Genomic DNA, 25,418 nt, shown 5'->3' on the forward strand with positions numbered 1-25,418 from the left:
CTCTGACCTCTCGCCGTGTTGGCACCGCCTACCAAACCCTGGCGCTAAACGGCTTGGCGATAGCGACAAAGGAATTCAAATGCTCGCCGGTGTCTGTCTGTTTGCCCTGCTTCTCACCACCACCGCCTACGCTCAAACGCCCGGCGACAGCGCCTACCATCGCGCACCCGACGCAATCGCCAAGGCGCTGGAAACACCGCCCACCCCCGGCGTCGCGGTCAGCCCCGATCACCGCACGCTCGCTATCCTGGGACGCGAGAATTTGCCGTCGATCGCCAATCTGTCGAAACCGATCCTTCGGCTGGGTGGCTACCGCATCGATCCCGCCACCAACGGCCAGGCCGAGGTGCGCGTGCAATGGCTGAACGCGCTCAGTTTCAAGGACGTGGAGTCCGGGCGGACCGTTGCGGTCGCGCTGCCCGCCGGCCTGCGCTTCGCCGCGCCCGATTGGTCGCCCGACGGCACCCGGCTCGCCTTCTACGCGCAAGAGGCCGACGGCCTGTCACTATGGATCGCCGAGCGCGACGGCAGCGCCCGCGCGGTCGCCCGCGGGCTGAACGGCACGTTCGGCTCGCCCTTTGCCTGGATGCCGGATGGCAACGCGCTGGTCGCCTATACCGTACCCGCTGGTCGCGGCGCGGCGCCCGTCACGAGCAGCACCCCGACCGGCCCCGTCGTACAGGAAAGCGCAGGGCGCACATCGGCGGCGCGGACCTATGAGGACCTGCTCGGCGATGCGCATGACGAGGCGCTGTTCGACCATTATTTCACCGGCCAGCTGGTCCGGGTCGATCTCGCCGGCGCTACGACGCCGATCGGAACGCCGGGCCTGGTCACCGATTTCAGTGTCTCCCCGGACGGTCGCTATCTGCTGACCGAGCGGCTCAAGCGGCCTTATTCCTATCTGCTGCCCGCCCGCTTCTTCCCGACCGAGATCGCCGTCTCGACGATCGACGGCCAGCCGGTGAAGACCCTGGTCGATCGCCCGCTCGCCGACGATTTGCCGGTCGATTTCGACGCCACCGTCAAGGGGCCTCGCGAGGCGGTTTGGCGGTCGGATGCGCCGGCGACGCTGGTCTGGGCAGAAGCGCTGGACGGCGGCAATCCGCGCGTCAAGATCGCGTTCCACGACAAGGTGATGATGCAGGCGGCGCCGTTCGCTGCGGCACCGGTGGAACTGGCGCAGACCCCAGCCCGCTATTCAGAGACCCTTTGGGGAGATGATGGCTTCGCGATGGTCATCGATCGCGAATGGCGTACGCGCACTGAGCATCGCCTGGCCGTTGCGCCATCACGACCGGGCCAGACGCGGACGGTATCGACGCTCAACTATCAGGATCAATATGGCGATCCCGGCGAACCGCTCGTCGAAGAAAATGCCGCCGGCAAGCCGGTGATGCGCTTCACGCCCGCGCGTGACGGCGTGTACGTCACAGGCGACGGCGCGACCAAGGCGGGGGCGTTTCCCTTCCTGGCGACGATGCCGCTTGCCGGGGGCGAACAGACGCGGCTCTGGACCGCCAAGGCGCCCTATTACGAAACGGTCGTCGCCTTGCTCGACGAGCGCGGGCAGCACATCCTGACGCGGCGCGAGAGCGCGAAGCTTGCGCCCAATTACATGATCCGCGGCGTGAAGGGCGGCAGCGCCAAGGCGGTCACCGCCTTCGCCGATCCCGCTCCGGTCTTCGCCGGCGTCACGCAGCGCACCATCACCTATCCCCGCGCCGACGGACTGCGGCTGTCGGGCTCGCTGTATCTGCCCGCCGGCTACGACGCGAAACGCGACGGGCCGTTGCCGACGCTGCTTTGGGCGTATCCGGCGGAGTTCACCGACGCGAACGTCGCCGGCCAGACGGTCGATCAGGGCAACCGGTTCGTTCGCCCGCGTGGCATCAGCCACCTGTTCCTGCTGACGCAGGGCTATGCGGTTCTCGACAACCCGTCGATGCCGATCATCGGCGAGGGCGGCGCAGAGGCCAACGACACCTACGTCAAGCAGTTGCAGCAGGATGCGCAGGCCGCGGTCGATGCGGTGGTCAAACTGGGCGTCGGCGACCGCGCCCGCATGGCGGTCGGCGGGCACAGCTACGGCGCGTTCATGACCGCCAATCTACTCGCTCACACCGACCTGTTCCGCGCCGGCATCGCGCGGTCGGGCGCGTACAACCGCACGCTGACGCCGTTCGGCTTCCAGGCCGAGCAGCGTACCTATTGGCAGGCTACGCCGACCTACACCGAGATGAGCCCGTTCACCTATGCCGACCGCATAAAGGCGCCGATCCTGCTGATCCATGGCGGCGCGGACGACAATAGCGGCACCTTCCCGATCCAGTCGGAGCGCATGTACGCAGCGCTCAAGGGCAACGGCGCGACGGTACGCTACGTCGTCCTGCCCAACGAACCGCACGGCTATCGCGCGCTGGAATCGACCGAGGAGACGTTGTGGCAGATGACCGACTGGCTCGACCGCTACGTCAAGCCGAAACAGACCGGATCGAGGGTGGCGGCGGTAGCCGCGGAAAAGTGATCGATGCACCGGTGACGGTCCGGAAGTAGGTAGGCAATTTGACCCACAACTAGACGCTCAGCCTGCCATTCCCGCCTCCCAACTTTGGACACCCGTTCATCTTAATATGCTGACCAGCTTCCACCTGCCAAGGTATGATTGGTGGTAAGTGGCATTTCGTAGATAGAGCGCTAGGGAACCTCGAATGCGGTCAGTATAGGGCACGCTCCCGCCGATCCTGATCCGCACTCGTCGGCTAGCCGGGCGAGCGGCTGACGCGCTGACATCATTCCTGCGATGTTGGCATCCAGCGCCGCAAGGCGTGACTGGGCGAGCTCGCGCGCGCGGCTGAAGTCCTGCGTCGCGTCCAGCGCTAGGAGTTCGCTTATCTCGTCCAGTTTGAAGCCAGCTGCCTGCACTTAACGTATGAAGCGGAGGCGCGCACGTCGCTGGCGCTTTAACTGCGAAACCGGTCCCGCCGGGTTGAGCTGGCTCGCTAGGCACGATTGCCATGGCGGTCTGGATGCTTGCCAGAATGTGAGCCGCGTCACCAAGAAAGCTCCTCACGACCCGATATGCAAAATCGCATCAGGAACGTCGTAAACCGCCGCGAGCATAGCTTCGGTTCGCAACAGACCTTCTTGCGAAAGCTGAATACCATCTAACGCGTCTGCGCCCATTTGGACAAAACCGCGCTCCTGTAACAGCTTAAGCCAACGCGATGCCGCAGTCGGAGCCACCCCTGCATACTCAGCGACCTCAGCAAGAGCGAGATTGCGCCCTTCGGCTTCCGCCAAATATATGCCGATAAGGAGCGAACCCACAGGATCAGTGCTGAGTTCGTTACCGAATAGGTTCACGCGTGCGGTATGAACGTGGCGAATCCGTAACGCTGCTTCCCAAAGTCGTGCTGGCGGAAGCTGGCGCCCGTGATCGCGCCAAAAAAGTGTGCTGACCAACCTGTCGGGATTGGAAAAGCGAGTGACGAACAGATTGGCTGCCACACTGCTGCCGTCAGGGCGGATGTAGCGCTTTTGCAGACGGACCGGCGCGGCTCCATCCTCCAGAACCGATAACATGCGAGTGCTGCGATCCATGTCCCTGGGATCGGTGAACAGCTTGTAGGACCGGCCGACAAAGTCAGCCTCCTCGCGCTGCAGCAAATCACAGAAACCTCGATCGCCTGCGAGGATGACACCCTCAACGGTCGATACACAATGAGCCGACGGCATTCACGTTCTCCGCCTCGTCTTTATCATAGGTAGGCTCAGGCTGCTATTAGGCAACAGCCGACATGAGGCGCACGCCAAGATCTGCACCAAGCGCCGCCCCTGCTCGAATGGCTGCCCTTGCACGTCAGGATGGCGTCAAACGTGACCGCTTGTGTGAATGGTTTGTCATGCATTGGTTCAGTTTCAGTTCGGGAACCTATGTTAGCGTCAGCCGATTAGTCCCACGCCGCTGGACATGCCGCGCTACTGAGAAAATTTCATGAAAGATGAAAAACCACCAGCTCAGCTCGATGAGGCTATCAAACTGCTGTCTCAAGCGCTCCAACTGGTTGATGCAGACAATTGCACGCTAGTTGCAGCCCAAATCCAAATGGCACTTGATGCTGCCAACCAGCACAGCCGCAGTCAAAACGATTAGTTTACAGCAGCCTCAACGATTGGGGTCCGATGCATCTGTGAAGCGTTAGACATTGATTGTCCCTCGGCTAGGATATTAGTTAGCGTTACCCGATTGGCGCCCCATGACGCGTTAGCTAGTTCCCGCGCGAGATGGTCGACAAGAGCCTGGACGTACAGATAGTCGGTAGCTGGCTTGCTGAGTCCACGATCCTGCACGTGGCCTCGCTACTCGAGAGCGTCAGCCCAGTACGATATCTGCACCCTACCCTGTGACGGCGAAGTGCCACCCGGTCGAGTTCACCGGGGGCGCTACCCGGCTCCCGCCGCCCGCTATGTGACCGGCTTCGCAACCTGCTTAAGTATAAGATCCTTGGCCGTGTTTCCGCCAAGAACACCTAGCGACCCGCGATACAGCGAGGCCGGCCTACAGACAGCTCATTGGAGTGACGCCCACTTGTGGGGGGTCGGGGCCATTCCGCCGTTTCCCGAAACCTGCCGTTCGTTCGTCACGTTTGAACACCTAGATCGAACGCGAGTCGGGTTGAATGGTAAAGCCCGCGAAGGCGCCCATCCTACAATCCAGCTTGGTCAATCATGGATGCAACCTCGACCGGCAATGCCAACTCTGACTTTGGCAGGAACCGATTAAACGCAGTCTGCACTCGCTTGCGTGCGACCTGATATGCCTTGTGTCGGATCGCGCGCGTCGCATTCGTCCGCCATGATGGGCTCTCGCCAAGCAGCGCCTCCCACTTAGCCTCCTCTGCCTCCAGGATCGACAGCGCCAAGCGCAGTCCATCTCGCCGCCCGCGTGCGTAATCTTCGGACATCGTCAGCTTCTCCGTCATGCGCGCACCGTTGGTCTCGCACCCGATCCTTGGCAAGGCAGCCCCCCCGGGTGGCACGTCCGAAATCGAATCAAAGACCCAGTTGTGGACGTTCGCGAGGTAATCTCCGCTTCCCAACTTCGGCCCTTCGTTCATGTCGAGGTGGGGCTCATGCGGCACGCATTGCCCCAAGCCTAACAGCAAGCCGAATTTGCCGAAAAGGGATGCTGTTACGTGAACGGCGGAGAATGGTAGGCAGCGGAATGGCCGAGTGCGGAAACGAGGCGGTTAGCTGTTCTGCCACAGATCTCCAGTTGTCGACATTCACGCGCTCGGCGGCGTGCTACGATCGAAATCCATTTTGAATGAGCCGTCAGCCCTCAAGACATACGAACAATGATGCCAGTCCTCCTGACCTTCTTTGAGCATGTCACGCCGCAACGCGGATAGAGCATCGTTGACGGATCGGTTCACGAGACGCTCGCCCTCAACGCCTTCCACGAGCTTCCCGTTCTGCACGATATCATACCGTCTCTCCACCCAATCGTCATGAACCTCCGCTACGACTGTGACTTCAGAGACGGAATCATCAAGCATGGTCGCAATTGCGATGCCGATCTTCTCCAACTCACGACTACTTTCCATTTCAAGATCACCTCGCATTCGTAAATTCCCTAAACGTGACCTTCCCATTTATCGAGTACGTCAAGTCGATAAGTTAATAACAGCTTGATTTATAGGGAATATGAGATCTATCTTCGCATACGTAATTTGATGCAGTGTTGCGTTTGGAATGCTTAATTAATATCATTTATTGAACGCAGGTGAGCACTTAGCCTCCGCCAAACTTTCTACTGGTTTTCCAGTTAGAAAACCCTGAACTTGATCGCAACCCCATCGGCATAAAGCCGATAATTGGTCCTCGGTCTCAACTCCTTCAGCAACGATAGTTAAACCAAGGCTCTTGCCTAGACCGATCGTCGCCTTAACGATCGATGCCGACGACGCATGACTGTGCATCGTGGCCACGAAACTTCGATCGATCTTAATCTTGTCGAAGGTAAAATCTTTTAGATTGCTGAGAGAAGAATGTCCTGTTCCGAAATCGTCCATCACAATCTTGGCGCCGTACTCGCGGAGCTTCTCCAGCGTCGCCAGAACGTCGTCCCGTTGAAAACCGAGCAGCGTCGCGCTCTCGGTGACTTCGAGTTCTAATCGGTCGAACGCGACACGCCAACGCAGTGCGGCATCGCATATCTCAGGCGCGAGGCTGAGCGAACGAAACTGTATCGGCGACAGGTTTATCGCCAGTGATACCTTCGAATCCCAGGTCGATGCCGCACGAAGGGCCTGATCGATCATCCACGATCCAATAGTTCCGATGAGTCCGCTGGACTCGGCTATAGGTATGAACACGTCCGGTGGTATTTCGCCCAGGCCGGGATGCCGCCAGCGAAGTAGAGCCTTGTACGCTACGATTTCCAGCGACACCGTATCGGCGATCGGCTGGAACACCAGACGAAGCTCTTGCGCCGAAACGGCATTCTCGAGGTCCCTGGCCAACCGGACGCGCTGACTTTCCTCGTCCTTCAGATGCTTGTTGTAGATTCTCGCCGTATTTTTCCCATCGGCCTTAGCGCGGTACAATGCGAGATCGGCGAGTTCGTGAAGTTCATCTCCGGCCTGCCCGGGTTCTGACAAGGCAACTCCAACGCTCATTTTTATCGCCACGCCCTCGTCCGACGATGTCGAAGCCATCTTGAAGATACGGGAGATCAGCGCTTCTGTAGCTGCGGGTTGAGCACGCGCCACCTGGACGACAGCGAATTCGTCACCGCCGATGTGAGCCACAAGATCATCGCCGCGCACGCAAGAGGACAGAAGCTGCGCCGTACGCTTCAGGACACGGTCTCCGCCCGCATGACCGAGTCGATCATTGATGGCCTTGAACGCGTCCAGATCAATGGCAAACACCGCTACGATGTCACCTGTTCGCGCGCTTCGAGCGAGCTCGTGCGAGAGCCGATTTTCGAACAGAAGGCGATTTGCTAAACCGGTCAACATATCGTGGTTGGCAAGGAACTCGGCGCGACGCTCGGCGGTCCGGCGACTCTCCACGGCATTGCGGTATTCGTTCAGGCCCCGCGCCAAGTCGCCAAGTTCGTCGGCCCGCTCCAGCCCAGGTATGTTTCCGTGATTTTCACCGACCCGGAATTCGCGCAGGCGAGCGGCTACAGTGCTTATCGGCAACACCAGCCTTTGACGAAGCCAGACGGTCATGCCGAATACGATCGCCACGATGACCAGCCCGCCGAGCAGCACGGAAATGATATCCCGTCGGCTCTAACGTCGATTCTTGTCCGCCGCCTTCCAAATCGCCGAGGTCAGTTCCTGGCGCGCTTGACTACGGCTCGTCTCGAACGCCGTTCGCGCACTCAAGAAACGCGGCATGGCAGCCTTGATGCCGGAGGGGTTAGACCGGCTCGTTTCGATCAGTTGGTCGGAGACCATGACAAAAACGGTGGAGGCTCGCTGCTCGTCCTGGGCAGCTTCCGATCCCAGTTGCGACCTGTAGTCGGGTGATTGGCCCGTTTGTAGCCAACGGTTTTTAGACTCCGTGATGCGCTTGTGCAGATCGTTCCAGCTTGCATCGGGTACCTTCGTGCCGCGTTCGGCGTCGCGGGTCAGGCGACCAATTTCCTGGCGCAATTGACGTTGTAACTTCTCCAGCCGGTCCTCGCGGCCGAGCGCGAAAGTGAGAGATGTGATGCGCAGATCGGCCTTATGGATTTTATTGCTGACCGAAAGACCGACTGCCAATACTGCTAGCGCCATCAGGATGACAGACGCGCAGGCTATGGATACGCGCGCTGATATTGATAACCGCACAAGCTTCTCCCCGAACCCCGCATGACGCCAATGCGTTACGTTATGGTTAGAAGACGCACGGGCTCGGTCTGCCAAACGCTCATCACGACCCACAAGCCGACACTCACGAGCAATTTCCTCTTTCCCCATCTCTGCCGTTCGTTCATCTTCAGCCTGCACGAAATGTCGCCGATTTTCGAACTCAAAGAGGCTTTGTACGTGCAAGCCATGCCGCCCAATGCTCATGGCTCAGTGAGACGAACTCAATCTATCAGCGGTGGGGGATCAGCGTCGAAAGCGAGCCCCTGCTGCTAGCGAAGCAACTGACTGCAACCATTTGCAAAATGTCGGTCAGGGAAGGGTTCCGATCGGCGCCGATCTAGCCCCTACCATGTAGGTTTTCGAGGTAGTTCCAATAAATTAGCGATACTCTGCCATGGCAGAGCTTTCGACGCCGATCCACAACCGGCGTCATCGAGTGATGGGAGCACAGATTTGGTCTTCGCTCGGTAAAACCGTGACGGAAATATCGGGGCCATGCATCTATGCTGTGGTCAGGAGTGAAATGAGGCACGTAACTACCGAACTCGTAAACTGGGTTGCCCGGCAGATTCTGCCGCATGAGCCCGAGTTGCGACGGTGGCTCCGGGCCGGATTTCCTGGTGTTGATGTAGATGATGTCGTCCAGGAAGCCTATTGCCGGTTGGCGGCGTTGGCAGATTTCAAGCGTGTAGAGGATCCGCGTCGTTATCTGTTTCAGACAGCACGCAACGTAGTTCTGACCGAGCTACGCAGAGCTCGCGTCGTGCGTTTTGAGGCCGTCGGAACCATTGCCGATCTCGAACTTGCGCTAGCTGCCGACCATCTTTCACCTGAACGTATCGTCGCAGGGCGGGGACTATTAGCGAAAGTCGAACATCTTCTAGCCGCGCTTCCAGAGCGAAGCCGAACCATCTTTCGCATGCGAAAGGTCGAAGGACTGTCGCAGCGGCATATCGCAGAAGAATTGGGCGTGACTGAGATGATCGTTGAGAACGATCTGGCACGGGGATTAAAAATTATCCTTAGTGGCCTTTCAACAGATGACAGGGCTGACTTGCCATCGCGAAACGAAAGGAATCGCAATGCGCGACCATCCTGACGCTATCGACGTTGCTGCAGCGAGGTGGGTCGCGCGACTGGATCGCGCACCAGACGATGCGAACTTGGCAGGCGAGATCGACCGTTGGTGTGCAGAACATCCGCGACACGTTGGTGCCTTGCTGCGTGCCCGTGCTGTTTGGAGTGGGTTGGACGCGGCTGATGCCCGCATAGTAGCGAGACCGTTATTCTCTCGTCGGCGAGTACTGACGGTCAGCGGGGGCTTAGCGGTTGCTGCCGCGGCCTTAGGCGTGGTCTGGCTAGAAACGCACGGCAGTATGGGCATAGAGACAGCTGTCGGCGAACGCCGTCTAGCCAAGCTTGAAGACGGATCAACCATCGTTCTCAACACCGCTAGCCGGACTCGTGTACGAATGACGCCGGAGCAGCGGTCGGTAGCGCTTGACGATGGCGAGGCCTGGTTCGCGGTAGCAACGGATCATGCTCGACCGTTTGTGGTCTCTGCGGGCGACGTGCGGGTTCGTGCGGTTGGAACGGCCTTCGCGGTTCGCCGTTATCCGGGCCGCGCTGAGGTGACGGTAACGGAAGGGCGTGTTCGAGTCTGGTCGGTTGCTGCCCCAGAACGCTTCGTCATGTTAAGCGCTGGCAAGCAAGCAAGCGTAGCAGATGTGTCCGGTACCGCCGAAACCGTCGTCGCAAATGCGAAGCCCGCCGAGTCATTAGCATGGCGACAGGGTGAAATCATACTCGATGGTATGACTTTTGGCGACGCTGCAGCCGAGTTCAACCGGTACAATAGGCGACAATTATCCGTTGATACACAACTAGCCGACCGCAGGATCGTGGGTTGGTTTCGCACCGATGATCTGGACGGGTTCGCACGCGCGGCTGCGATAATGACGGGTGCGAAGATCGAGAGAGACGGCACTGATTTACGGATCGTAAAATAAATCTCGCAAATCCTGACGGAAACGGGAGCGCGACGCATCTTCTCCTGCAGGCGCGCTAAAGACGCGGTCGGCAGATCGGAAGGGGAGGATTATAATGCGTTCGCAGTTCTATTTGGGCCTTATGTTGACCAGCGTCGCGGTTGCCGCATCGCCAGCAGTTGCTTTCGGACAGACCCGAAACTTTGATGTTGCCGCCCAGTCGGCATCGACCGGTATCGTCGCATTCGCACGCCAGGCGGGCATTCAGATCATTGCGCCTGAAGACGCTACGCGCGGCCGACGGATCGTCGCAATCAAGGGCAATCTTGCAGTCGCCGACGGCCTTCGCCAGATCGCCAGCGCCTCCGGTCTCAAGATCGTGTCATTCAATGGCCGCACGGCTGTGCTCGCGACCGGGGTTATGGCGGCACCCCGCTCGACAACTCAAGTATCAATCGCAGTTGCGCAGGATACAACCGCCCCAACTGCGGTGGGCGCATCTGATGAGAACGCGGACATAGTCGTCACGGGGCAAACATCCCGTAATCGAGCTCTAATAACATCGTCAGCTGATATTACGCTAGCGTCGCGCGCCGATATCGACCGCAAGGCTCCGCGGTCGACCGCGGATATGCTTGAACTTATCCCCGGCATCTTCGTCGAGTCGACCGCGGGCGCCGTATCGAACAATTATTCGGTGCGCGGCCTGCAAGGTGGCGGCCAGCGCTTCATCCAGCTGGAAGAGGACGGCATGCCGATCCTGTACAGCGGCGGCGGTGCCGACTTCTTCTTCGACCAGGACCTGACGATCGATCGCCTCGAAGCGGTAAAGGGTGGCTCGTCAGGCGTATTGACCGTCAATGGTGCCGGCGCGACGATCAACTTCATTTCCAAGACGCCGAACTTCACGCGTACCGAAGCGATGGCGCGCGGCAGCTACTACAATTACGGCCAGAAGCGCGGCGAACTGTACCTGTCGTCGCCCATCACCGACAAGCTGGCGTTCAACGTCGGCGGCTATTTCCAGTCGAGCCCTGGCGTGCGCGACAACCCGTTCGAATATCGCGGCTGGCGCATCAAGGGCGCGCTGGAATATCGCCCCGAGGCCGGTGGCTATATCCGCATCTCCGCCAAGGGCGGCGATATCGAGAATGCCTTTTACGCGGATCAGCCGTACCGCTTCATTGATGGCGAGCCGAGCGGTATCCCGAGCCTCAGCACCCAGTTCGGCAATGTCGGCGGTGATGCGTTCAAGAGCATCCAAGTCCCGGTCTCGACTTTCGCGAATCCTAGCGGCTTCCGCGAATTCCGCTATCAGGATGGCATCAAGGCGAAGACTGCTCAGTTCCGCATCGACATGGAAACGCCGGTCAGCGACAGCGTCAACCTGTTCCTCCACAGTCGCTATCTGAAATACTCTTACGACTTCAACGGCCTGTTCCCCGGCTCGGGCACCGGGAACGCCGGTCTGACCAGCGCCGTCAACTATTTGACGCCCGGCGCCGGTTCGCCGATCAACGACCTGCTGACCGCGGGGCGAACGGCGTTTCCGACCGCGACGCGCTTCGGCATCCGCAACCTGCGGACCGGCACGGTGCTGGGCAGCAACCAGACCACGGACCTGAATGCGCTGAACGGCAACGGCTTCCTCCAGCGCACAACGCTCAACCACGATTACATCGACGGGAAGGATTTCGGTCTCAACGGCGGCGGCACGTGGGAATATGAGAGCGGCGGCTTCAAGAACTCGCTGACCGTCGGCGCGATGTATTACGACGTGACACGCGAGCAGGACCAGTCGGCGACGGCAAGCGTCGTCAACGACGTGCGGTCGAACAGCGACATCTACGACATCGTCGCGCTGAACGCGGCTAATGGCGTCGTCGGTACGCTGTCCGATAACGGCCTGGTTTCGTATGGCGACTGGGGCGCTGGCATCCGCACGCGCAAGGACTCCACCGTCTCGTTTTATGCCAATGACGAGCTGTCGATCGGCGACCTACATCTCGACGGCGGCATCCGCTGGGAGCGCGACTCCGCGACGTTCCTGGACGGTCAGGCAGCGGCGGTGAACCAGCCGGTGCAGCCAAACGTGCCCGGCCTCATCCGCACGGTCGGATCGACCTTCGACGGGACCTTTGCACGGACGCAGCGGACACAGTCGAAGGCAGCGTACACCGCCGGCGCGAACTATCAGTTCACGCCGAACCTCGCGATCTACGCGCGCTATGCGAACGGTTTCCAGACCAACAACACCGATCCTATCACGACGATCGAGCTGTACGAGGCTGGTGTCCGCTATCAATACCAGCGCTTCATCAGCGGCTCGGCAACCGTTTTCCAGACCAACTTCAAAAACCAGAACTACAACTTCGCCAACCCGACCAACCCATCGCAACAGCAGAACATCAACGCCGACCTGCGCACGCGCGGCGTCGAAGTGGATGTGAACGTCCGTCCGATCACGTGGTTCTCGGTGGATTTCCAGGGCGTGTTCCAGCAACCCAAGCTGCTCAACCTCGAGATCGACGGCGTTAGCCAGGGTGCTCAGTACGAAGGCAACCGCCCCGAACGCACGCCCGCCAAGCTGTTCACGATCACGCCAGCGATCAAGCTGCCGAATGGCTTGGGCGAAGTGTACGGCCGCTACAAATATGTCGGGCGGATCTTCGCGGATGCCGGCAACGGGGTCGCTCTCCCCAGCTACGGCGTGACCAGCGCGGGGATCACGATCAACGTCAACGAACGGATCCAGGCGAACTTCAACGCCGACAACATCTTCAATGTCGTTGGCCTGACCGAGGGCAATCCGCGGCAGGGCCAGACACAGGCGGTAACCGATGGCTATTTCTATGCCCGCGGCATTGTCGGCACGACCTATGGCGGATCGGTTACGCTGAAATTCTGAACGACTGACGATTTGGGGGTTCAAACGGGGCGGCGAGCAGGCAACTGTTCTGCCGCCCCTTTTCGCGGAGTGACAATCATGAAGACGATAGCGCGCATGGCGATGGCGGGTGGCCTCGTACTCCTCACTTGCGCCGCGGCGCCGATCACGGCTCGACCGGAGCTTGCGTATCAGTTGACCGAGGGGAAGAACCTCAACGCCTTCGTCCGCGACAAGGCGGTGGCGGCGCATGTCCTGCTGCGCAACGGTAACGATCCGCGCATCCTGGTAGCGTTTCCGGCGGGCAACAGCGGTGTCGGCCTGTGGTTCGCGAACACCGCACGCCCCGTGACCTGGCGGCTGGACCAGGCACCGCTACCGTTGAACCGCGGGAGCCTGCACGGCATCGTTGCGGTCGCGACCGTCGATGCGCCGCGGCTGGTTCCAAAGCAGGCGGTGTTGTCCAACATCCGCTTCCTGCGCGACTATCAGGCAGTTGGGACGTTCCCCGTGGAACTCGCCGCGACGCCGGCAATCGCCGGGGATGTAATCACGTGGCACCGCAAGCGCCTCGACGGGGCGGCAGGCTATGAACTGACGCTGCGGGTTGTCGAGGGGCGGATCGACCGGGGCGCCATCGTTGCCGGCCCGAACGGGCAGATCCGGTTGGAGATCACTGCGCTGACCGGCGACGCACCGTTGACCCCTATCCCGGCGGCGAAGTTGCTCAATGCGACGGCGGCCGCCGATCCCGCCGCGCGCAATGCACTGGCGTTTCTCAGCTATCGGGAAAAGTTCCTGGCGGGTTCCTGGCGCTTCGATACGTATTTCGGGCGCGACACGCTGATGTCGTTGCGGCTGCTGATGCCGGCGCTCAAACCCGTCGCGATCGAAGCTGGCCTCAATGCCGTCATCGCGCGACTGTCGGCTGGCGGCGAAGTCGCGCATGAAGAAGGGATTGGCGAATTCGCGATCCTCGCCAATCGCAAGACGAGCCGCAGCGGTGACGCCGCCGAACTCGATTATGGCATGGTCGACGACGATTACATGCTCGGACCGGTCGCCGCTGACTATCTGCTCGGGGCGGACAAAGCACGTGCGTCCGCCTATCTGGCCGCGCCGCTAGCAAGCGAGAGCCAGCCGGGGCGCGGCGAGACGGTCGGTGCAGCGCTGGTCCGCAATCTCCGCTTCGTGCTGGCGCAGGCGAGTGCGTTCGCCGCAGCCCCATCGGCCCGCAACCTCGTCGCGATCAAGCCCGGGCGGATGACCGGCGAGTGGCGCGACAGCAATGAAGGCCTTGGCCGCGGCATTTACGCGTATGACGTGAACGCCGCCCTAGTCCCCGCGGCGATCGAAGCGGCAGATCGCCTCGCGCAGGCCGGACTGCTCGACAGATATCTGTCGGCGGGCGATCGCGCGGCGTTTGGGCGGGCCGGCACGATGGCCGAAGTCTGGCGGACAAAGGCACCCGCGCTGTTCCGCGTCGAAATTCCTGCTGCAACGGCCGCGGCGGGCGTGCGGCGCTATGCAGCGACCCTTGGCCTGCCCGCAGCACCGGCGCTGGCGGCACTGGGCAAGGCCCCGGTCGTATTTCATGCGCTATCTTTGGGCGCCGATGGCGCGCCGGTTAAGATCGTCAATTCGGACGAGGGCTTTGCGCTGTTGTTCGGGCGACCGTCCTCAAACGATCTCGATACCTTTGTGGGCGGGATCATGCAGCCCTTCCCGGCGGGTCTGATGACCGACATCGGCTTGCTGGTAGCTAATCCGGCGTTCGCCGATGGGGCGGCACAGGCGCGCTTTACGCCCGCGGCATATCACGGCGCAGTCGTCTGGTCGTGGCAGCAGGCGTTGCTGGCGGCGGGGCTTGAACGCCAGTTGCAGCGGACTGACCTGCCCGCGGCGACCCGGACGCGGCTCAGGACGGCACAGGCGGCGTTGTGGCGCGCGATAGCGGCAGGCAGGACGATCCGCGGATCGGAACTCTGGTCGTGGACGTACAAAGACGGCGGCTACCGCATCGTCGCCTTCGGTGCAGGCAAGGCCGATGTCGACGAATCAAACGCGGCGCAATTGTGGAGCACGGTCTATCTCGCCGTGCAGCCGCCGGAGGCTCGCTAACCGGCGAAGAAGCCAGTGATCGTCAGGCGTCCGGTTTGCGGGTCGGACCCCAGCGACGTGCCGTCCGCGATCTCACCCGAATGCAGCAGGCTGCTGCGATACAGCAGCGCCCGATTGTACACGCCGTCGATGCGCGTGATCCGTTCGAACAGCGGCGTGTCGCCGGCGATATAGGACTCGGGTGCGCCGTGCTTCGCCAGATCCCGGTTGAGCGCGGCGAAGTAAGGATCGCGGCGACTGGCGTCGATCGTCTCGAACCCGGTCGAACGATGCCGGTAGAACGCGGTACCGCCGGTTTCGTCGGGCACGAGATAATGGATCAGCGCCAGCCGTCCGGGCTCCACCGCATCAACGTGCGGCAGGCGTTGCTCGATCGACAGCGCGGACGGCGCCATCGTCACGATCGAGAAGCGCGCCTCCAGCAGCGACAGCCCGGCCGACATCCCAAAAACCTGCTTCGCGATCGTCGCGATGAGCGCCCCTTGATCGCGCATATAGCTATCGGGAAGCGACGCGGCGATTCCGGGGTAATGTCGTCCTGCCGGGCCATAATCCTGCGTCGCGGCAAAAACTCGCAGCGCGTGGGGATCGGGGACGAAGTGGTCGATGACGACCACCGGCTCCCCTTCCGTACCGATACGGCGCGCCCGCACGTCGGGCGTCGTCATCTCCCGGCGACCTGCGGGGCAACGAGCGCTGCGATGGCCGCGTCATGCAAGGGCAGCGTGGGCGTCGCGCGCGCGATGACAGTCTCGATCTGGTTGAGCTGGCGGCGGTTTGTCGCCGCATCGAGGGTATCGGCCAACGGCGCATGGCCCAAGGCGCCCACCCCCTGCCCCTCCAGCACCGCGAGCCAGCTTGCCTCGCGGAACAGATCGTCGGCACTCAACATCAGACGTCCGGCGCGCGTATATTGCGCGATCTTGTCGACCAGCGTGGGAGGCGGCGTCATATGGCGAGTGTGTTGCCAGAGCGGCGCGTCATGGCCCTGCGTGGCGTGATAGTGCAGGATCAGAAAGTCGCGGATGCCGTCCATATCACGTGCGAACAGCGTGTTGAACTGACGCGCCAGTACGGGGTCGCAATCGGAATCCGGGAACAGCGTGATAAGCTTCGCGATACCGCTCTGGATCAGGTGGATACTGGTCGACTCGAGCGGCTCGAGGAACCCCGATGACAGCCCGATCGCGACAACATTGCCGCGCCATGCCTCGCGCCGGAACCCTGCGGTAAAGCGCAGCATCCGTGGATCTGCCAGCGCTTCGCCGTCTAGGTTGGAGAGCAGGGTCGCCACCGCCTCGTCGTCCGACACGAAACTGCTTGCATAGACATAGCCGTTGCCGGTGCGGTGCTGGAGCGGGATCCGCCACTGCCAGCCGGCGGGGCGCAGCGTCGACCGCGTGAACGGCGTCGTTGCGGCGATGCGCGCGCACGGCACGGCGACTGCGCGATCGCAGGGCAGCCAATGCGACCAGTCCTCGAACCGAGCGCCCATCGTCTCGCCGATAAGCAGCGCACGAAACCCCGAGCAGTCGATGAAGAGATCGCCCTCCAGCCGCTCGCCCCGGTCGCTCGTCAAGGCGGTGACGAAGCCGGTTTTGGGATGACGCTCGATATCGCGCAGCAGGCCCTCGTGCCGGACGACGCCGCGTTTCTCTGCAAGTTGGCGCAGGTGGCGGGCGTAGAGGCCGGCGTCGAAATGATAGGCATAGCCGAGCGTCGACAGGATCGACCGCGGATCGTCCACGGGCTTCGCGAAGCGGCCGTCGGCGGCAAGCTGCGCGGCCAGCGAATAAACCGAAAGCGGCCGATCGAGTCCGTCTCCCTTCCCGCGCAACCAGTGCTGGTGGAACGGCACGGGTCCAAGATCGACGCCGTAGCGACCAAACGGGTGGAAATACCGCGTGCCGGGTCGCGCCCAATCGACGAATTCGATGCCGAGCTTGAAACTCGCTTTCGTCGCCGCGACGAATGCCTCCTCGTCCAGTCCGATCAACTGGTTGAACCAGTGGATCGTCGGGATAGTCGCTTCGCCGACACCGATGGTGCCGATTGCGTCAGATTCGAGGATGCTAATGTTGACCAGGTCGCCGAACGTGGCGCTCATGGCCGCGGCGGTCATCCACCCCGCGGTTCCTCCGCCAAGGATTACAAGACGTTGCACGCGCTTCATGCCACGCAGTCCTGCGCAATTTCTCTTGGATAGCAAGCTGCTTCCTTACTCATGCCGGCGCGACGGTTAGCGGCGATAGGTACCCATTGGCCTGCAGTCCCGGTTGGCCAGCGGCGTTCTGCCGGCGCGTGGTCGATCACTCGCGTAGACTGGCAGCGCGCACGCAGCGGGTCAGTCATTCGGGCCCGTGAACGGACCCAAAAGCAGACGCTCAGAGCATCGGGACAGCTCCCCAACTCCGGCCGCTTGTTCATGTCCAATCCCAGAGTGAAGTTAGGACGGCAAGCCCCTCCCTTTGACCGCCAAGCTTTCTCAAAAAAGATCGAATTTCGGGAATTAACCGCCACGTCGTATTGTGGTGTCGAACGAGGATATCGGACCGAGTTGTGCAGTCTTACCCAATAGGCATGATCTTACCGGTGCCAGGCTTGGGGCGTCTGGTTCTGTTCGATGCGTATCTGGCGAGAGATGTCATTCACCGGGAGATCTGGGGACGAGAGGTGTTCCTGTTCGACGCCAGCAACTGGCCTGTGTGGCAGATTGCGCCGGAACAGGGCGCGACGGACGACATGCACCTGAATTTCGATGCGACCCGCCCCGCGACCGACACCTTCTCCGCCATCAGCAATATCGACGGAAGGTTCTATGCGAGCCGGATCGGCGGTGATACCTTCGTGATCGATATGACGACCGGCGCCGCCTCGTATAGCGGCGGGGCACGGACATAGTCCGTGCGTAGCGGTCAGATGGCGGGATTGACCCATTTCCGGTCGCTCAGGTGCCTCTCTCCGCTTCCCATCTTCAGACGCTCGCTCATGATCGCCCGACTAGCATCCTTGGCTGATATCGCGGATTCAGGGGCAAGACTTTGACTGGTTTAGCAGCGCCAGCCGACGATCACGGGTAGGCAGCCTTGAGCGGCAGCTTCAAAGCAATTAGCTATTTAGCGGCAAGCTCACCGGCGCCGCATGCGCTCAAATTCCACGACCAGGAACGCAATCGACCAGCCTAGCACTGAGAACAGCCCGCGGTTGATGCCTCCGATCGCCGCAACTTGTTGCCACGGTAGCCACCGCAGATTTGGAAATAGCCGAGCTCTGCGTGGGTGACGGCTGAGAAATACCATGTATCTAAGACAACAACTGGAGGTTCCTTTTCAGCTCGGGTAGTTTTGATGCTGCATGCGATCGGCCGATTTTGAGACTGGAGCTGGCGCCGCTAGAACGCCAGCCTCAAACCCGGCCGCGCCCAATTGGCACTCGCCAGCCTGCCGGTCGCCGATAGCGTGACGAACGCGGTACGGTGGTTGATGCCGCCCCAACAGATATTGGTCGTGTAGGGATCATCCGTGGCGACGGTTTCGACCAGCCCGCCACGCGGCGAGATCACGGTGATGCCGCCCGTCCCAAGGGTCGCGACGCAGATGTTGCCGCTCTCTTCGACGCCGAGGGAATCGAAGAATGCATAGCCGCCGGGAGCATACAGGAAACGCCCCCCGCTGCCGCCTGACGGACCACCGCCAGCAACCTGCCCAGGACCGATGATATCGAACGCCCAGAGACTGCGGGTAAAGGTCTCGGAGACGTACAGGGTGCCTCCATCTGGCGACAGGCCGATGCCATTCGGGTTCTCGAGTGGGAAAATGACTTCTCGACACTCTCTGCCGTCGGCCGTTGCGTAAAACACGCCGGTAACGTCGCGCTCGCGCGTTCGGGTCTTGCCGTGATCTGTGAACCAGAAGCCGCCATGCGCATCGAAAACGATGTCGTTCCGAGCCCGCAGCGGGGCATTGACGGCTTCGCTGTAGAGCGTTTCGACATAGCCCGTGGCAATGTCGATTCGTTCGATCCGGCCGCCGCCATAGTCGTCGGCCTGTCCATGAGGGATCAGGTACCCGAACGCCTCGCGCCATGCGAAACCGCCGTTGTTGCAGCAATACAGCTTACCGTCGGGCCCCACGGCCAGTCCGTTCGGCCCCCCGCCGGGTTCGGCGACCACGGTCTTGTTGCCGTCTGAACCGACGCGGGTGACCCGGCCGGCCGCTATTTCGACCAGGATGACGCTGCCATCGGGCATCGCGACCGGCCCTTCTGGAAACCTCAGCCCTTCGGCGATTGTGACCAAATTCTGCATCACCGCTTACCGCCATGATCCGCGTTCGCCGCCGAGAAGCGATGCGCGGCGAGCCAGGATTCAAGCCACTGCGGCCATTGCGCCGATGGCGTGCCCGCGACGCCCATGCCGAAGCCGTGCCCACCGGACGGCAGGCGGTGCAGTTCGACCGCGATGCGCGCTCTCTCGCACGCATCGCGGAGAATGAGCGCGTTGTGCGGGTCGGAGATCGGATCGTCCTCGGCCTGGACAAGGAATATCGGCGGACAGGCGGCACGCACATGTGTCTCGACCGACCAGTCAGCGCTCACCGCCGCACCGGGATGCGCGCCGATCAGCACGCGCCGCGTCGATGTATGGTCATAGGGTGGCTTCAGCGTCACCACCGGATAGATCAGTGCCGCGACATTGGGCCGGGGCGGATTGCCGGTCTATGACGTCCATCGGAGCATATGACGGGAAGTTCGACCGCGTCGCGGCCAGCCCCAGCAGATGACCGCCGGCCGAGAAGCCCAGGACGCCGACGCGTTCCGGATCGATACCTAGCGAACCTGACCGCGAACGGATCAGGCGGAGCGCACGCTGCGCGTCCTGCAACGGCGCCAACGGGCCATCCGCCCACCCCTCGCCGGGGAGGCGATAGCACAAAATGAACGCGGTGATGCCATAAGCCGCCAGCCACGATGCCGCGGGAATAGCCTCCTTCCCCTCCTCGATCCGCTTGTATCCGCCGCCCCCGGCGATCAGTATCGCCGCTCCGGTCGGACGATGCGGCCGGACGACGGTGATCGTCGGGACCGCGATGTTGCTGACGGCGCCGCGCCCGTCGATCGCGACCGGGCCGGCGGGGCCACCACCGCCCGGCGGCGTCGACCAGAGCGGCCAAACGTCCTGCGGCGGCGCGGCGCGCAACAGGGCGGGCATGAGCCCCGCTCCCGCGACCATTGCCAACGCGGTCCGTCGATCGACATTCCAGGGAGCGTCGGGTTTGATCGGCATCGAAGTACCTCGCATTTGAGATTGGTGCTTGTCGGGGTCTTCGAAAGAACCTTCACGGCTATGCCGCGTAGGCACGCGGACCGGTCCCTTACGGTTGCGCCGCGGGGCCGCCGGGAAATGACGGACGCGCCCGTACCGCCATCGTACCGCGATCGGCATCGTAAAGGATATCGTAGGCTAGATACGGGGTCACACCCATGCGTAGCTGCGCGGCCTGCTCGCCCGGCTTGTCGATCGCCGAGTATTTCGTCATCTGGCGGCGGTCGTTCAGGCGAAGCGTCATGCCGGGTGAGCGGGCGTCCGGCGCGCCGAACACGAACCGCGCAGGTGCGCCAGCTATCGCTTGCGGGAACATGCCCGCGTTAAAGACGCCGATCCCAGGTGCGCCAGTATCCAGTGTCGCGTTCCCGCAAGCACGCGCGGGCCTTGGCGTCGGCCGGTACAGGCATGCCAGCACCTGACCGGGGTTTTGCCCTGACGGCACCTGGCGGAAGCCGGCTTCGTCACGCGCGTTCGGGTTCAGCATCAGCGTGCCAGGTCGCCCCGATCCGGGTTGCGGCAGGCTGACGATCCAGCGGTGAATGCCGAGCTGGACGAACGGATTGCGTGGGATCGCGTCAAGATTGGGCTTGATGCCGATGATCCCGAGAAAGCCTTCGCCGGGAAGACCGTCGCCCATCACCCGGTATCGCCCGATACCCAGCCTGGCCGCACATGCGTTGCCGCCCTTTGCGCAATGGACACCGAGCACCTGTTGAACGCCGATGACGGCGGACCGGTTGCCGACCCCGATCTGGCCACGGGCAATCGGGCCATCGAGCACGACGCCGCTGCCGAACGGTTCGTGATTGGCCTTGCCGGTCGACTGCAACCCAGCCTGTGCGTCTGGCAGAAGACGCAACCCTGCCGATCCGGTATCAAGTCCGACTAGCACGGGTTGGCCACCGACCGAGATCGGTATCGCGTACCGGGTGGTGCCGTTGCTAAGTTGAAGCTGGCGGATCGGCACCTCCGCGCGTCCAGAAGCCGGTCCGGAGCGAAAGTCTCCATCGACGCGCTGCGCGATCAGCGGCGGCGACGCAGCCATGGTCATCACCACTGCGCTGACAACGCCTGACGCGGTCCTTCGATAGGTCATCGGTGTCGTTCCTTGTATCACGTCTCGCTGGGCAACGATTGCGGTGTGCGCCGCGCCCGCCTATTGCTCGCCGGACGCCTTCTTCAGGCTTGCAAGCGCCGCGGAAGACCCTGCGAGCACACGCGTTACCAGCCTGCCGTCCGAAGATGCGGGCTTCGCAGCATACGCCTCGGCATAGCTGCCCGAGGTCGCCATGCTGAACCCCAGGTCGACGAGTTTGCCCTGCGCATATCGGCGAGCGAGCATTCGACGCGAGACGGCCGTCCCCAGTACCTTGGGATTGGGATCGAGCCAGACGGTCCCGTGGGAGTCCGCTTTGCCGATGTGGCAATCTATCGGCTGCGCGGTCTGCTCACCGTTGTTCATGCGTGCGACGGAGGTGCCATGATCCGCGCAGAACGAGAGCCCGGTCGCATCGCGCCGAACGAAGTCCGCCGTCACGATCTGACCGGTCCTCAACCGGTTCCCGCTATCGTCGGCGACGGGGCGCAGGATCCTGACCTTGCACTCGGGCGTCTCCCTCGCGATCGCCGCAGTGGAGAGGAAAGGCAGGACGACGAGCAGGCCAAACAATTTCACGGGGTTTCTCCGTATCGTGACTATCAAACACATAAATAGCGGCGCTCAGGCCGGTAGCGGCGGTCCCTGCGACACGCCGAGCCGCGAGTCCGCGAGGCCGACGAACAGCCACCAGCGGCCGGCGAACGCCACGAGCCCCTGCGCGAAACACACATTGCCGACCTGCCCCGCGGCTTCCGCCGGGTCGATGCGCAGGAAAGGCTCCGGCAAGCGCCCGATCACCGCGCTCGGATCGCGCGCGTCGAGCAGCATCTGTCCGGGCTGGTAGGCGAACGGCGGCGCGTCGGCGACGCCGCCGTCGAAATGGTTGGTGCCGTTGTAGATCAGCACAATGCCGTCATGGGTCAGGACCGCGGGGGGCCCCGGTTCGGTCAACAGCGAGTCGAACCGGTGACGACGCGGCCCGGCGATCGCGCGCAGGCCGCGCGGCCCCTCAATCCGATCGATCGTCCAATGTCCCATCAGGCCGCTCGCACTCGGATCCCAGGTTAGATAGCGATCGGGCGCGGTTTCCGATTCCAGCGGCGTCCAGCGGATCAGGTCGGTGGAGGTGGCGGCAAAGACCATGCCTTCCCCCCAATACATCCAGTAGCGACCGTCGATCCGAGCCGCGACGAGCCGCCCATCGACTAGCGCGGTCACGATCGCACCCGCTTTCGTCGGTCGGCGGACATAGGGCGAGCCGGCAAAGGCTGGGCCGTGCTTGGTCCAAGTCCGCAGGTCAGGCGAGGTGGCGACGAACAGGCATCCGACCTTGCCGTCGAACGCGGTGTAGGTGCAAACGAAGCCGCCATCAGGTGACGCGACGACACGCGGGTCCTCCACGCCGCCGGGCCATTCCCATGCCTGCCAGCGGTCGTCGGCGGGAAACAGCACAGGCTCCGGATCGATATCGAAATGGACCCCGTCGATGCTGGTCGCGAGACCGATGCGCGAAGTACCGGCGTAGCGGCCGACGCGATCCTCGCCACGAACCAGCAGGCAGATCTTCCCCTCATGCACAACTGCACCGGGGTTGAAGATGTCCTTTTCGGCCCAGGCAATACGTCGCCCGGCCAGGGGGCAGTCGAACGCGATGTCGGCACGCTGCTCCAGAATGCGGCGCGGCGGCGCGAACGGTCCGATGCTCCAATCAGGCTGCTTGGGGATCGTCATGCGAAATCCTTCAGACGCGCAGGGACCAAGCCCCGCGCAATCAATAGAGCGCCGTCGAGACCGGCATCTTCCAGCATGGCCGGACGGATGAAGTCGGCAGCGGTGGCGGCTGGTCCGATGCCGTAGCCGCGAACCGCTTCGGCAAAGGCGGAGCGGATGGCCGCCAGCATCGACGGTGCACGGCCAATCCCGCCACCGATCACGATCCGGTGCGGCGACCAGGCGAGCACGGTCGCGACGAGCAACTGGGCGATATAGCCTGCGGTCAGATCACGCACGTCCTCGCGGGCGATCAGCGTCTCGCCCGTGCCCAAACGCTGCGCTACTGCTAGACCGGCAGCGAGCCCCTCGGCGCAATCGTCGTGGAACGGGCAAGTCGACGGCATGATATCGCCGCGCCGCCGGACGATCCTCAGATGACCGATCTCTGGATGCAGGGCACCACGCAGCGTACCCGTTGCGGTGGCAAGCCCTGCGCCGATCCCCGTCCCGATCGTCACATAGGCGACGCTGGTACAGCCCTGCCCTGCCCCGAGTTCACGCTCGGCCGTGGCGGCAGCGTTGACGTCCGTATCGACTGCCACCAGTATGTTCAGCGTCTCGGCGAGTTCGGCGCGCAGGTTGCTGCCGGTCCACCCAGGCTTCGCGGTGGCCAGCATTTTGCCATATTCGGGGTGAGCAGCGTCAATCAGGATCGGCCCGAACGCCGAGATACCGACTGCGACTAGCGGATCATCGCTGACGTCGAGCGAGCGAGCGAACGCCACAAGGCCAGTCAGTGCGGCTTCGGGCGTGGTGGTCGGCCAGCGACCACTCGCCATTACCATGCCACCGGCCGCCACGATGCGCGCGACGATCTTGGTCCCGCCGGTCTCGATCGCGAGCCAGCTCATGCTGTTACCGTCACGCGTCGTGCGTCGAGATCGCGGAGGATGCCCGCATGCCGTGTGGCGTCCAGCCGGTAGAAGAAACACGTCGATGCGGCCGCGAGCGCGAGCAGCCCTGCGCCCGGACCGTTGATGATGCCTATCCACATCACCGTATCGGGCGCCAGATGCACCGCGCCACTGCCGGCACTCCTGAACCCGATCGCCTGTAACGCGATCCCCGACACCAGCGAACCGATCCCGGCGGCGGCCTTGGTCGCGAACGCCCAGCCGGCGAAGTACAAGCCTTCGCGACGCGCGCCGAACAGATGTTCGTGCTCGTCAGCGGCGTCCGCCATCATCGAAGCGAACGCAATCCCTGCCGCCGCCATCAGCACGCCGCCGATCAAGACCGAACCCGAGAGGACGAGGACGAGCGTCTCGCCCTCGAACGGGAACAGCCCGATCAGGCGCAGCGCGGTCGGCAGCGACGTCGAGAGCGCGAGGCCGATCATGCCGATCAGCAGTACCGTACGCTTCTCAATGCGCGCCAGCATCGGCGCGGCGAGTGGCGCACCCAGCAAAAGCCCGCCGAACAGCGACAACGTCACCATCTGCATCTGGCCCGCCGTCATCCCCCAGAAATAGGTGTTGGCGTGGATGCCGAGTGTGCTGTGGATCGCCAGCGAGGTGAACAGTAACAGTGCACCGACGAACAGCGTGCGGAACGACTGGTTGCGAAAGATCTCGCCGACCTCGGCGGCCAGCCGGTGGTGGATGCGTCCCGTATCGACCAGCGGGGGATGCTGGCGATGCTGCATCGACGACAGCGCGCGCATGCCGATCACGGCGCCTATGGCCGCCACCAGGGCCATGCTGAGCGCCAGCGGCAGATAGCCGGACCGGCGCGCCAATCCCCCCGCCCCGCTGAGGAACACGCCGAAGCCGAGCACGATGGCGACCAGCGCGCCGAGCATTGCAAAGCCCCAGCGCCACATCGCGATCGACGACCGCTCCGCATAGTCGTCGCTTAGCTCGGCGCCGACCGCGTTATAGGGCAGCAAAAACAGCGAGATCGAAATCCGCAATCCGATCGACAATGCCGTCAGCCACGCGAACAGCGCAAGCTGGCTCCAGCCCACAGGCAGGGCGAAGATCAGGACGAGGAACAGCGCAGTACCCGGCAGGCCGATCATCATGAACGGCAACCGCCGGCCGAACCGCGACCGCCAACCGTCCGAAAGCGAGCCGATCAGCGGATCGACCACCGCATCCACGACCAGGCCGGCAGCCAGAGCCACACCCGCCAGCGCCGCCGACAGGCCCGCCACGGTCGTCACATAAAAGAACAGGAAGATGCCGACGCCTTGGCTGGCGATGCCGTCGAGCAACGCGCCCGCCGCATAACCGAGCTTCGGCGCCATCGTCAGCGGCGTCATGCCACGGCCTGCGGTGGCAACTGCACCGCGACCGCTGTCCGCCGCCTGGACGGCGTGGTCGTTGCACAACGACTCGTCCATCAACCT

The 25,418-nt window shown here is 62.6% G+C and carries 23 protein-coding genes; 7 read left to right on the top strand and 16 right to left on the bottom strand.

Features of this window, described 5'->3' with window-relative positions:
* Positions 1 to 79: 79 nt before the first annotated feature.
* Entirely contained in the window at positions 80 to 2,527 is a 2,448-nt protein-coding gene (locus ASE88_RS04730) for an alpha/beta hydrolase family protein (protein ID WP_056475915.1), read from the top strand.
* A 170-nt stretch (positions 2,528 to 2,697) separates the two neighbouring features.
* Here the strand turns inward: ASE88_RS04730 and ASE88_RS18165 are convergent, their stop codons facing one another.
* Together ASE88_RS18165 and ASE88_RS04740 are read right to left on the bottom strand one after the other, a co-directional pair.
* Positions 2,698 to 2,925, bottom strand: a complete 228-nt coding sequence (locus ASE88_RS18165) for a MerR family DNA-binding protein (protein ID WP_056475918.1) — start codon at positions 2,923 to 2,925, stop codon at positions 2,698 to 2,700.
* 144 nt (positions 2,926 to 3,069) lie between these two features.
* Complete coding sequence (locus tag ASE88_RS04740; protein WP_055876676.1) at positions 3,070 to 3,738, bottom strand: helix-turn-helix domain-containing protein; 669 nt, start codon at positions 3,736 to 3,738, stop codon at positions 3,070 to 3,072.
* Between the two features lie 259 nt (positions 3,739 to 3,997).
* On the opposite strand from ASE88_RS04740, the gene ASE88_RS18770 reads away from it, so the two are divergent.
* Positions 3,998 to 4,156: a hypothetical protein gene (locus tag ASE88_RS18770; RefSeq protein ID WP_156356915.1), complete on the top strand. Its 159-nt coding sequence runs from the start codon at positions 3,998 to 4,000 to the stop codon at positions 4,154 to 4,156.
* 553 nt (positions 4,157 to 4,709) lie between these two features.
* Here the strand turns inward: ASE88_RS18770 and ASE88_RS19380 are convergent.
* The 4 genes from ASE88_RS19380 to ASE88_RS04760 all read right to left on the bottom strand — a co-directional run bounded on the left by ASE88_RS19380 (position 4,710) and on the right by ASE88_RS04760 (position 7,799).
* Entirely contained in the window at positions 4,710 to 5,120 is a 411-nt protein-coding gene (locus ASE88_RS19380; protein WP_235527818.1) for a hypothetical protein, read from the bottom strand.
* A 168-nt stretch (positions 5,121 to 5,288) separates the two neighbouring features.
* Positions 5,289 to 5,627 carry an immunity protein YezG family protein gene (locus ASE88_RS04750; protein WP_156356916.1) on the bottom strand — a complete coding sequence of 113 codons (339 nt, stop codon included), beginning with the start codon at positions 5,625 to 5,627 and terminating at the stop codon, positions 5,289 to 5,291.
* Between the two features lie 144 nt (positions 5,628 to 5,771).
* Positions 5,772 to 7,286, bottom strand: a complete 1,515-nt coding sequence (locus ASE88_RS04755) for a putative bifunctional diguanylate cyclase/phosphodiesterase (protein WP_056475922.1) — start codon at positions 7,284 to 7,286, stop codon at positions 5,772 to 5,774.
* Between the two features lie 21 nt (positions 7,287 to 7,307).
* Positions 7,308 to 7,799 (bottom strand): hypothetical protein, encoded by a 492-nt coding sequence (locus tag ASE88_RS04760; RefSeq protein ID WP_056475925.1) that lies wholly within the window; start codon positions 7,797 to 7,799, stop codon positions 7,308 to 7,310.
* A 469-nt stretch (positions 7,800 to 8,268) separates the two neighbouring features.
* Between ASE88_RS04760 and ASE88_RS18170 the strand changes: the two genes are divergently transcribed.
* From ASE88_RS18170 to ASE88_RS04775, 4 genes are all read left to right on the top strand, one after another.
* Positions 8,269 to 8,973, top strand: coding sequence for an RNA polymerase sigma factor (locus ASE88_RS18170; protein WP_235527819.1), 705 nt, complete (start codon positions 8,269 to 8,271; stop codon positions 8,971 to 8,973).
* Between the two features lie 277 nt (positions 8,974 to 9,250).
* A complete protein-coding gene (locus ASE88_RS18175) occupies positions 9,251 to 9,883 on the top strand; it encodes a FecR family protein (protein WP_235527820.1) in 633 nt (210 codons plus the stop codon).
* A gap of 121 nt (positions 9,884 to 10,004) precedes the next feature.
* Positions 10,005 to 12,770 carry a TonB-dependent siderophore receptor gene (locus tag ASE88_RS04770; protein ID WP_235527821.1) on the top strand — a complete coding sequence of 922 codons (2,766 nt, stop codon included), beginning with the start codon at positions 10,005 to 10,007 and terminating at the stop codon, positions 12,768 to 12,770.
* A gap of 78 nt (positions 12,771 to 12,848) precedes the next feature.
* Positions 12,849 to 14,870 (top strand): hypothetical protein, encoded by a 2,022-nt coding sequence (locus tag ASE88_RS04775; RefSeq protein ID WP_056475934.1) that lies wholly within the window; start codon positions 12,849 to 12,851, stop codon positions 14,868 to 14,870.
* Here ASE88_RS04775 and ASE88_RS04780 read toward each other — a convergent pair.
* Together ASE88_RS04780 and ASE88_RS04785 are read right to left on the bottom strand one after the other, a co-directional pair.
* Positions 14,867 to 15,538, bottom strand: coding sequence for a DUF6445 family protein (locus tag ASE88_RS04780; protein ID WP_056475937.1), 672 nt, complete (start codon positions 15,536 to 15,538; stop codon positions 14,867 to 14,869). The genes ASE88_RS04775 and ASE88_RS04780 overlap by 4 nt on opposite strands.
* Positions 15,535 to 17,043, bottom strand: coding sequence for a tryptophan halogenase family protein (locus ASE88_RS04785; protein ID WP_056475941.1), 1,509 nt, complete (start codon positions 17,041 to 17,043; stop codon positions 15,535 to 15,537). Before ASE88_RS04785 ends, ASE88_RS04780 begins: the two co-directional genes overlap by 4 nt.
* A 407-nt stretch (positions 17,044 to 17,450) precedes the next feature.
* Between ASE88_RS04785 and ASE88_RS04790 the strand changes: the two genes are divergently transcribed.
* On the top strand, positions 17,451 to 17,771 hold the full coding sequence (locus tag ASE88_RS04790) for a hypothetical protein (RefSeq protein WP_156348239.1): 321 nt from the start codon (positions 17,451 to 17,453) through the stop codon (positions 17,769 to 17,771).
* A gap of 490 nt (positions 17,772 to 18,261) precedes the next feature.
* Here the strand turns inward: ASE88_RS04790 and ASE88_RS04795 are convergent, their stop codons facing one another.
* From ASE88_RS04795 to ASE88_RS04825, 8 genes are all read right to left on the bottom strand, one after another.
* On the bottom strand, positions 18,262 to 19,176 hold the full coding sequence (locus ASE88_RS04795; protein WP_056475946.1) for an SMP-30/gluconolactonase/LRE family protein: 915 nt from the start codon (positions 19,174 to 19,176) through the stop codon (positions 18,262 to 18,264).
* Positions 19,176 to 19,538 carry an alpha/beta hydrolase gene (locus ASE88_RS19180; RefSeq protein ID WP_200910144.1) on the bottom strand — a complete coding sequence of 121 codons (363 nt, stop codon included), beginning with the start codon at positions 19,536 to 19,538 and terminating at the stop codon, positions 19,176 to 19,178. The genes ASE88_RS04795 and ASE88_RS19180 overlap by 1 nt, the downstream gene beginning before the upstream one ends.
* Positions 19,516 to 20,154 carry an alpha/beta hydrolase gene (locus ASE88_RS19185; protein WP_200910145.1) on the bottom strand — a complete coding sequence of 213 codons (639 nt, stop codon included), beginning with the start codon at positions 20,152 to 20,154 and terminating at the stop codon, positions 19,516 to 19,518. Before ASE88_RS19185 ends, ASE88_RS19180 begins: the two co-directional genes overlap by 23 nt.
* An 88-nt stretch (positions 20,155 to 20,242) precedes the next feature.
* Positions 20,243 to 21,292 carry a hypothetical protein gene (locus tag ASE88_RS04805; RefSeq protein ID WP_156348241.1) on the bottom strand — a complete coding sequence of 350 codons (1,050 nt, stop codon included), beginning with the start codon at positions 21,290 to 21,292 and terminating at the stop codon, positions 20,243 to 20,245.
* Positions 21,293 to 21,352: 60 nt separating this feature from the next.
* On the bottom strand, positions 21,353 to 21,871 hold the full coding sequence (locus ASE88_RS04810; RefSeq protein ID WP_056475952.1) for a hypothetical protein: 519 nt from the start codon (positions 21,869 to 21,871) through the stop codon (positions 21,353 to 21,355).
* A 45-nt stretch (positions 21,872 to 21,916) separates the two neighbouring features.
* On the bottom strand, positions 21,917 to 23,026 hold the full coding sequence (locus tag ASE88_RS04815) for a glycoside hydrolase family 130 protein (RefSeq protein WP_082466219.1): 1,110 nt from the start codon (positions 23,024 to 23,026) through the stop codon (positions 21,917 to 21,919).
* Positions 23,023 to 23,919 (bottom strand): ROK family protein, encoded by an 897-nt coding sequence (locus ASE88_RS04820; RefSeq protein ID WP_056475954.1) that lies wholly within the window; start codon positions 23,917 to 23,919, stop codon positions 23,023 to 23,025. Before ASE88_RS04820 ends, ASE88_RS04815 begins: the two co-directional genes overlap by 4 nt.
* Entirely contained in the window at positions 23,916 to 25,412 is a 1,497-nt protein-coding gene (locus tag ASE88_RS04825; protein WP_055876827.1) for an MFS transporter, read from the bottom strand. Before ASE88_RS04825 ends, ASE88_RS04820 begins: the two co-directional genes overlap by 4 nt.
* Positions 25,413 to 25,418: the final 6 nt, after the last annotated feature.

This window comes from Sphingomonas sp. Leaf38 (genome assembly GCF_001421825.1).
GTDB lineage: Bacteria > Pseudomonadota > Alphaproteobacteria > Sphingomonadales > Sphingomonadaceae > Sphingomonas.